This is a genomic window from Mammaliicoccus fleurettii (assembly GCF_003970575.1).
Lineage (GTDB): Bacteria > Bacillota > Bacilli > Staphylococcales > Staphylococcaceae > Mammaliicoccus > Mammaliicoccus fleurettii.
Genome location: NZ_RXWZ01000115.1, coordinates 1 through 7,995, shown reverse-complemented (window position 1 = coordinate 7,995; position 7,995 = coordinate 1). Strand labels below are relative to the sequence as shown.

11 protein-coding genes and 1 riboswitch are annotated in these 7,995 nt (G+C 30.9%); of the genes, 3 read left to right on the top strand and 8 right to left on the bottom strand.

The genetic code is table 11. The features are described 5' to 3' along the window. Positions 1 to 109: 109 nt before the first annotated feature. Positions 110 to 1,180 carry an NAD/NADP-dependent octopine/nopaline dehydrogenase family protein gene (locus tag CD129_RS08930; RefSeq protein ID WP_078357115.1) on the bottom strand — a complete coding sequence of 357 codons (1,071 nt, stop codon included), beginning with the start codon at positions 1,178 to 1,180 and terminating at the stop codon, positions 110 to 112. A gap of 159 nt (positions 1,181 to 1,339) precedes the next feature. Next, positions 1,340 to 2,542, bottom strand: coding sequence for an ornithine--oxo-acid transaminase (gene rocD / locus CD129_RS08925; protein ID WP_107509422.1), 1,203 nt, complete (start codon positions 2,540 to 2,542; stop codon positions 1,340 to 1,342). Between the two features lie 244 nt (positions 2,543 to 2,786). On the opposite strand from rocD, the gene CD129_RS08920 reads away from it, so the two are divergent. Then, the gene (locus CD129_RS08920; RefSeq protein ID WP_115337893.1) at positions 2,787 to 3,239 is read left to right on the top strand and encodes a GNAT family N-acetyltransferase; all 453 of its coding nucleotides are present in this window, start codon (positions 2,787 to 2,789) and stop codon (positions 3,237 to 3,239) included. Positions 3,240 to 3,256: 17 nt separating this feature from the next. Here the strand turns inward: CD129_RS08920 and CD129_RS08915 are convergent, their stop codons facing one another. Together CD129_RS08915 and CD129_RS08910 are read right to left on the bottom strand one after the other, a co-directional pair. Beyond that, positions 3,257 to 3,571: a DMT family transporter gene (locus CD129_RS08915; RefSeq protein WP_078357118.1), complete on the bottom strand. Its 315-nt coding sequence runs from the start codon at positions 3,569 to 3,571 to the stop codon at positions 3,257 to 3,259. 1 nt (position 3,572) lies between these two features. Continuing rightward, on the bottom strand, positions 3,573 to 3,896 hold the full coding sequence (locus CD129_RS08910) for a DMT family transporter (protein ID WP_078357119.1): 324 nt from the start codon (positions 3,894 to 3,896) through the stop codon (positions 3,573 to 3,575). A 47-nt stretch (positions 3,897 to 3,943) separates the two neighbouring features. Then, positions 3,944 to 4,043, bottom strand: a riboswitch (guanidine-I (ykkC/yxkD leader). Positions 4,044 to 4,181: 138 nt separating this feature from the next. Here CD129_RS08910 and CD129_RS08905 point away from each other — a divergent pair. Together CD129_RS08905 and CD129_RS08900 are read left to right on the top strand one after the other, a co-directional pair. Beyond that, the gene (locus CD129_RS08905; protein WP_078357120.1) at positions 4,182 to 4,514 is read left to right on the top strand and encodes a helix-turn-helix domain-containing protein; all 333 of its coding nucleotides are present in this window, start codon (positions 4,182 to 4,184) and stop codon (positions 4,512 to 4,514) included. A gap of 39 nt (positions 4,515 to 4,553) precedes the next feature. Continuing rightward, complete coding sequence (locus CD129_RS08900) at positions 4,554 to 5,033, top strand: SRPBCC family protein (RefSeq protein ID WP_107509423.1); 480 nt, start codon at positions 4,554 to 4,556, stop codon at positions 5,031 to 5,033. Positions 5,034 to 5,227: 194 nt separating this feature from the next. Here the strand turns inward: CD129_RS08900 and CD129_RS08895 are convergent, their stop codons facing one another. The 4 genes from CD129_RS08895 to CD129_RS08880 form a co-directional block, all read right to left on the bottom strand. Next, the gene (locus CD129_RS08895; RefSeq protein WP_115337894.1) at positions 5,228 to 5,803 is read right to left on the bottom strand and encodes a helix-turn-helix domain-containing protein; all 576 of its coding nucleotides are present in this window, start codon (positions 5,801 to 5,803) and stop codon (positions 5,228 to 5,230) included. Between the two features lie 219 nt (positions 5,804 to 6,022). Continuing rightward, the gene (locus tag CD129_RS08890; protein ID WP_107509425.1) at positions 6,023 to 6,814 is read right to left on the bottom strand and encodes a DUF4097 family beta strand repeat-containing protein; all 792 of its coding nucleotides are present in this window, start codon (positions 6,812 to 6,814) and stop codon (positions 6,023 to 6,025) included. Then, positions 6,811 to 7,371 (bottom strand): HAAS signaling domain-containing protein, encoded by a 561-nt coding sequence (locus CD129_RS08885; protein ID WP_115337895.1) that lies wholly within the window; start codon positions 7,369 to 7,371, stop codon positions 6,811 to 6,813. The genes CD129_RS08890 and CD129_RS08885 overlap by 4 nt, the downstream gene beginning before the upstream one ends. Then, on the bottom strand, positions 7,371 to 7,688 hold the full coding sequence (locus tag CD129_RS08880) for a PadR family transcriptional regulator (RefSeq protein WP_107509427.1): 318 nt from the start codon (positions 7,686 to 7,688) through the stop codon (positions 7,371 to 7,373). Before CD129_RS08880 ends, CD129_RS08885 begins: the two co-directional genes overlap by 1 nt. Positions 7,689 to 7,995 lie beyond the last annotated feature (307 nt).

The window sequence follows — 7,995 nt, the reverse complement described above, 5'->3', positions numbered from 1 at the left end:
AAAAATGGCCGAATCCATAGCTTAGCTATGAATTCGACCAAAAATCCATTTTTATTATTTAGTTGTCTACTTGACAGGGTACAGTTCAGAGCTCCCAGGCTTAATTGTGCTATTCTAGTCCTAATTTTTCTAATCCTAATTCTTCTACTGTTAGCCCTTCTGTGAAGAAATCTCTTTCTAAAATGGTTGATGCTATTACAATGATGGCATCTATATTTGGTGTTGGTACACCTATTACTTTACCTAGACTTGACCAAAGTACTAAACCAAATGCAATGTCCTCTGTTAAATATCTATTCTCTACTTCGTTTGGACCATTAATTTGTGAAAATACTGGACTTGTATTGAATAATTTATTAAGTGGTTTTTCTTCATCATCTTTTGATAAGTAGCCTCGTTCTATACGAGCGCCTTTTGCTGTATTTAACTCGAACCCTAACTTTCTGCCTAAAGAAAGTCTTTCTAATTCTACAGCATGTAATAGTTTAACTGTATGTGGTGTGATCCCTTCTTTATATAATGAGAAACTATCTGCATAATCTATTCTCCCTACGTTTAAAAGTGTCGGTCCAGGATGTACTTCTGGATTACCATTTTCTAAGTTAGTCTTCCATAGACTTTCTTCTTTAACGACGTAAGGATAGATTTTTTTAATAAGCTTAAAGCTTTCTGTTAAATAGCTTTTATCATATGTTGAATAGTGTACCTTCTTAACATTAAGTGATAAGTTTACTTCTGCTTTATCGTAATCGACTCGTGTCCCATAAGTTAATGTATTCAACTCTGCAAATTTTGGCATCACATCAATATGTTTATGTTCCAAAACATTGATGAATCGTATAGAACCCATTGCTGCAGCTATATTAAATAGAATAAGCTGTTTTTCTGTTATAAATGGCGCCATCGTTTTAGCGTAGTGTTCGATGAATGATGAAGGGATAATCATTTGAATAACTTCTGCATCTTTCAATACATATTCCATATCATCACTGACATCTGTGAATTTTACGAAGTTCTTTTCCCCTTCATTATTAAAATCAAACCCTCCTCTTTCAATTGCTTTATCGAATTTATGGATAGATTGATTTCGGCAATATAATTTCACCTCATGTCCTTTTGAAATCATATCTAAAGCAGCTGTAACTGCACCATTACCAGACCCTACTATTGCTATTTTCATGTTATCCTTCCCTTCTTTAAATGATGTAATTTGCCTTTGATTTATATATACCCAGGAAATTTTAACATAAAAGAAGCGTTCATCGTAGCACCTCAGAAAAAATGATTAGAGGCTAAGACAATTCATTTGTCCTAGCCTCTAATTACAATTGATATTTAGTTAATTTGTTTGTTTCGCTTTTTCTTCTATTGTTTGAGTGATCACACTAATAATTGTATTGATATCATCTTCCTCAATTACAAGAGGTGGCGCTAAACGTATAATGTTACCTTGAGTTTCTTTACACAAAACGCCTTGCTCATTGATACTTGATACAATTGATTGTGCATTCTCATTTAATTCAATACCGATAAACAACCCACGTCCTCTCACTTCTTTTATAATTGAACTGTCTATATTTTGTAATCCGCTTAATAATTTTTTGCCTAGTTGTTCTGAACGTTCTGGCAGAGATTCATCTATAAGTACATCTAAAGATGCAATCGATACCGCACATGCTAATGGATTACCTCCAAACGTCGAACCATGTGTCCCTGGTGTAAGTACTTGCATAACATCATCGTTAGCTACAACAGCAGAAATAGGATATAATCCACCACCTAAAGCTTTACCTAATAAATACATATCTGGCTCTACTTCTTCCCATTCCATTGCAAACATTTTACCGGTTCTACCTAATCCAACTTGAATTTCATCTGCAATGAGTAATACATTGTGTTGTTCACATAATGCTTTAACATCTTTAATGAAATTTTTAGGTGGTATATTTACGCCACCTTCACCTTGAATAGGCTCCAAAATGATTGCAGATGTTTGAGGAGTAATGAGTGACTCTATTTGTTCTATATTTCCAAATTCACTGTATTTAATATTACCTGCTAATACACCAAATCCTTTTTTATAACTTTCATTTGATGACAGAGATAATGAACCAATCGTTCTACCGTGAAAATTGCCTTCCATTGCTATAATCTCTGCATCATCTGCGTTAATACCTTTAACATCTTGTCCCCATTTTGTAGCGACTTTAATTGCTGTTTCTACTGCTTCTGTACCAGTATTCATCGGTAAAACTTTATTTTTGTTCGCTAATTTACAAATTTTCTCTTCCCAAACACCTAAATTATCACTATACAATGCTCTAGAAGTCATCGTAATTTTTTGGCTTTGATCAAGAAATGCTTGTATGATTTTAGGATGACTATGACCTTGGTTAAGTACAGAAAAACCAGATACACAATCTATATATGTATTTCCATCCGAGTCTTTAACGTGTGCGCCTTGTCCTTCAGTCAAAACAATATTTAAAGGACTATAATTATTCGGGCTATACTTTTCTGTTAGTTCAATAAACTGATTCATTTAGTACCCACCTTTTATAATAAATATACTTAAATTCGTATTAATATTCATAATCATACATTTATTTTGTATATAAGTCAAAATAAAAAGAGAAGATTTTCACTTCTCTTTTAAGGAATGTATTCAAATGACAGTCTTATAGTCATTACTAAAATTTGCTTTTACCATGGCAATTAAACATAATATATTAATATAAACCGTTCAAAAAATAATTGTCACGATTTCAAAGTAAAGGAGCAATATTATGATTATTAGACAATCGACAATTTCTGATTTAAATCAATTAGTAGAATTAAGAAAAGCTCAATTAATAGATGAAGGATCCAATCCAACACCTAATATTGATCACGATTTAGAACGCTTTTTTACTGATGCATTAACTGATAAATCTCTATATCAATTGCTTGGAGTTGAAAACGACACAATCATCGCTAGCGGAGCAATTGTTTATTATCCATTCCCTCCGTCATTTACTAATCCATCTGGCGAAAGAGCTTATGTTACAAATATTTATACTCATCCAGATTATAGAGGTCGTGGTATTGCACAAACAATCATTAAAGCACTCATTAAAAATGTAGAATCTAGAAACATTAAGAAAGTTTTCTTAGCTGCTTCAACTTTAGGCAAACCCGTCTATAAAAAACTTGGATTTGAAGAAGCGCCTGAATGGATGGAAATCAATTATGATTTATAAAAAAGATTAAGCCTAATTTAACTAATTAATTTTAACCCTATTGTACTTGCTAATATAAGACCAATAAAAAACATTCTCTTTAAATCTTTAGATTCACCATAATAAATAATTCCTAATAAAGCTCCACCCACTGCTCCAATACCTGTCCATACTGCATAACTCGTACTCATCGGTATTGTATGCATTGCTATTGATAAACAAACAAAACTCAATGAGAAGAATAATACTAATCCTAATAAAGATGAAATATTATTACGTTTTGCATATATATTTATAAATAAGACACCTAGCATTTCAAAAAGTCCTGCCATTACTAACACTATCCATGCCATTTTATGCTACCTCCTCATCATTTGTTACAAGTTTCAATCCAACCACACCAATAATTAATGTCACGATTAATATCACTTTACCTACAACTAAAGGTTCACCAAAGAATGCGAAATCTGCAATTGTAACGCCTGTTGCACCTAGTCCTACATAAACTGCATAAGAAGTCCCAACAGGTAATTGTTTAGACGCATTAATTAACAAATAAAAACTTACTACAATTGCTATAACCGTTAAACACCATTCAAACGTATTAGTAGCATGTGTAAGACCAACTACCCAACCTACTTCAAAAAGTGCACCAACCATAATTTTTAACCAATTCATTATTCATTCCTCCTTAAATAAAAAAGCCTAGGAAACTTATTAAATAAGTCTCCTAGGCTTTTATCCTTCCGTGTCACAAGTACATACTCGTGGCTTTCTCTCGGTCCAGGCTAACATTTTTGTTACGGAACCCTAGAAAGCTTTTATTAGATTAATTCGAATTATAGCAAATACATAATTTTAGGTCAACAAAGTATAATTCGTATCACTTAATTACAAATCACAACTCAAATCATATATAATAGAATTAATATATTATGAGCTAAAGCAATTGAGGTGAATGCATTGAATCAAACAGGATATCGTATCAAACAAAGAAGAGAAGAACTTGGATTTAGCACGTATAAATTAGCCAAACTTATGAACGTAAATCAATCAACTATTTCCAGATATGAAACCGGGCAAACGGCCAAATTGACACCAACAGTAGTTGAAAAATTAGCTATCGCACTCTCTACTACACCAGCATATATTATGGGATGGGTAAACGTTCCAGAAGCGTATGAAGACGAAGAAGATTCTCAAATAATAAATGAATCCATTCAACTCCTAAGATCATTAAACAAAAAGAAAAAAAGAGAAGTTTATGAGTACATTCAAGAAATTTCTAAACAATAGAGGATTCTATACTCTATAAATTTTAAGGAGGCAATACGTATGAACGTAAACTATCAAACAGACGAAACACATGCTCATCAAACAATAACAACTAATATCCATTCAAATAAATCACATATCTTCAAGCTATTAGGTACAACCACAGGAATACAACAATGGTTTCCAGAACTATCATTTGAAGAAGAAAAAGAAGGCAGTCGTTTAGTTTTCGATTTAGGAAACAATCAATATGAGTATTTTGATATTACCAACTACGAATCAGACAGCCGCATAGCATATAATTGGGATCAAGGACATGTAGACTTCACACTAGAAGAAAACGGAGACACAACAACTCTAACATTCAAAGAATCATTACCTTACACATTCCAAACCATAGCCAATGACTTTACAGGATGGTATTTCCAAATACAAAGCGTTAAAAAATCAGCAGAAACAGGACAACCACTATCAAAATCAGACTTTGATTTCGAATCAAAAACTAAAGAAATTGAAAGTTCATTAAAAATTGACGAATAATGAGCTAAAAGTAGTAAAATCAGATTATGGAAATGTATAATAAAACCCAATGAAGTTTTAGGGACATAATTACGAGTAATGTCCCTAAGAGCAACTATAAAAAATAAGCATATCACTGTAAACTTTAAAAAAGCAGTTAAGTGATATGCTTATTTATTTTAAGTTAAGATTTATGTCCAAAACTCTTCATTATTTTATAATCTCCATATTTTCATACTAATATAAACAATAAGAAAAGCTACACCCGCAAATATAACCGGTATCATAATTGCCATAATCCTATCTTTACTTTTAACTTTCTTAGTTCTTTCTCTTATTGTTTTAACATCTTTACCTTCCATATGATCCAAAATCTGGCTAAAAGTTTTAATGTTATGTTTTGCTTTAAATCTATCAATTTTAAAACCATAAAACATACTGAGCAACCACAATATAAAAGGTACAACCACCCCATACATACCTATAAATTTAACAATCGGCATTACAGTAATAAGTGCCAACAGTAAATATAACAACATCAGCCAAGTCCACTTATCAAGTTCTTTTCTATTAATTTCATTCTTCATCATATTTACGTCTCCTTTAACTAAATGATCTAAGGAAACATCGAAAATATTACTTAGCAGCAACAAAGATTCTATATCAGGATAACTCTTACCTCTTTCCCAATTGGAAATAGATTGTCTGCTCACAAATACTTTTTCTGCTAAATCTTCTTGAGATAAATTAAACTCTTCTCTTAAATGAATAATTTGCTTACTTAAGTTCATTTCGATGACTCCTTGTTATCAATTTAGTAAAAGACTTAAAATTAGTGTACCAAACAAAGTTTACATTGCACCAAAAAACAAAAATTATAATTGCAAAATATTTTTTGCAACGTTGTTATATCAAGGTTCAACTAAAAAGAAGCTGACAGTCCTTAGGCACTGAACCCCTAAAATGGGAACTTAATAAAAACACTATTTTCTAGGCTGCTAATTATTTGATTAATCTATTTGAACAGAACCCACATCACTCGTAATTTTCACTAAATTATGTCCAGAACCAACTTTTTTATTTTTCAATTCTGGTTGATTGATTTTAGTATTACCGACGTCTTGCTCAATATCTAAAAGCGTATTCTTTGGTACTTCATTATATATTAATTTGATAGAACCTGTATCTGTCTTAATATTAATTGGTTTATCCACTGGTACACCATTTATTTCAATTGCTCCTGTGTCAGTTTTTAATTTACTACTTTCAAAATTTATATGATGTAATGAAATTTCACCTGTATCTGAACCAACTTTTAAATTTCCTAATTGAGAACTTGAAATATCTATTCTACCTGTATCCACTTCAAATGTTGAAGTTTCAGATTTAATATCTTTAACATTTATTTTGCCTGTATCTGTTTTTACATTTAAATGATTTAATTTTTCCGGCACTGTAACTTCAATTTGATTATGCATATTTCTAAAAAAATCAAAATTTATGATGTCATATTGATTTTTAACATTAATATTTAAATTATTGCCACTAACTTTTGAACTCACTTGTAAATCGTCTTCACTTCCTACTGACTTCACTTTAAATTGATTACCTTTTTTAATTTTTATAGCTGCATCTCTTCCGTTTACGTTTATATTTTTTATATCGTTTTCGTAAGTTTTATTGACTAGCGTTTTTTCACTCGTGTTATTTGCTAACTTTTGCCCTTCTCGCAACATCATAACACCAAATATTATAAACAAAATCAATCCAACACTAAATAATAGCCATAATATTTTTTTCATGATTTAGCACTTCCTTTAACGATAGAAATATTCCATCGTAAATATTTTACAAACAGTTTGTACGACCATTTCGTTAATAAATAAGTGACTGTAAATATCATCAAACCTAATCCGAAGCTTGTCAGGACAACATAAAGATCAATTGGTTGTATCACATCAAATCCATTATAAACACCTTTTACAATCAATATTGCTGGGGTAATTAATAAAGATAATGTAGTTACAATAAAACTAAATAAAATAGAAATGATAATAACAATTGGTATTAAAATAACAAAGAAATTTAATATACTTAGTCCCATTACAGATATAATAGCTTGCCATACGTTTCTCACTTTATTATTTGTTTCTGCTCTATCAAGTGCTAACGTCGCATTGATTTCTTTAGCAATCTCTTTAGGATTTCCAAGCTCTTTAGCAATCATGTCTTCAGATTGTCCGTCTTTTATACCACTAATAAAATGCGTTTCATATTCATCAAGAATATCAGCACGCTCATCAACCGAAACATTCTTCAAGTATTTATTTAGTGTGTTTAAATATGACTTCTTATTCATCAATTTTCACTCTCCTCTAAAAATAAATCTACAGCTTCTGTGAAGCTTTTCCACTCAATTAACAAATTTTCTAACCTCGTAATTCCTAAATCCGTTATTTTATAATATTTTCTAGCTGGTCCTTCAGTTGAAGGTTTGTAATAAGTCGTTAAATAATCGTCATTAACTAAACGTCTGAGCAATGGATAAACAGTCCCCTCAGATATCATAATTCTAGGTGTTATTTTTTGAATTAATGAGTAACCATATTGGTCTTCTCCTTTAATAATGAGTAATACTATAAATTCGAGTGCACCTTTTTTAAATTGAATATTCATAATTTCCCTCCACATCATCCAGTACTAAACAATGTATAATAGCTGTTAAAAAAATATACCACACACTATTAAACATTGCAAGGTAGTGAACAATAAATAGTCTGTATATTTTTTGCAACGTTGTTATATCAAGGCTCAACTAAAAAGAAGCTGACAGTCCTTAGCTGTCAGCTTCTTTAATATTAAAGTGATTCCAATAAACTAATATATTTTTTCTTTTGTTTATTGGAAACATAGAATTCATATTTCCCTTTTTTATACCGAAATTCGTATTTAGATATTTGCATCTTATCCTGTAATGTTTCGA

Excerpts from the sequence above, each read along its gene's own strand:
- CD129_RS08930 (WP_078357115.1), bottom strand. The coding sequence starts at position 1,180 with ATGAAAATAGCAATAGTAGGGTCTGGTAATGGTGCAGTTACAGCTGCT.
- rocD (WP_107509422.1), bottom strand. The coding sequence starts at position 2,542 with ATGAATCAGTTTATTGAACTAACAGAAAAGTATAGCCCGAATAATTAT.
- CD129_RS08920 (WP_115337893.1), top strand. The coding sequence starts at position 2,787 with ATGATTATTAGACAATCGACAATTTCTGATTTAAATCAATTAGTAGAA.
- CD129_RS08915 (WP_078357118.1), bottom strand. The coding sequence starts at position 3,571 with ATGGCATGGATAGTGTTAGTAATGGCAGGACTTTTTGAAATGCTAGGT.
- CD129_RS08910 (WP_078357119.1), bottom strand. The coding sequence starts at position 3,896 with ATGAATTGGTTAAAAATTATGGTTGGTGCACTTTTTGAAGTAGGTTGG.
- CD129_RS08900 (WP_107509423.1), top strand. The coding sequence starts at position 4,554 with ATGAACGTAAACTATCAAACAGACGAAACACATGCTCATCAAACAATA.
- CD129_RS08895 (WP_115337894.1), bottom strand. The coding sequence starts at position 5,803 with ATGAACTTAAGTAAGCAAATTATTCATTTAAGAGAAGAGTTTAATTTA.
- CD129_RS08890 (WP_107509425.1), bottom strand. The coding sequence starts at position 6,814 with ATGAAAAAAATATTATGGCTATTATTTAGTGTTGGATTGATTTTGTTT.
- CD129_RS08885 (WP_115337895.1), bottom strand. The coding sequence starts at position 7,371 with ATGAATAAGAAGTCATATTTAAACACACTAAATAAATACTTGAAGAAT.
- CD129_RS08880 (WP_107509427.1), bottom strand. The coding sequence starts at position 7,688 with ATGAATATTCAATTTAAAAAAGGTGCACTCGAATTTATAGTATTACTC.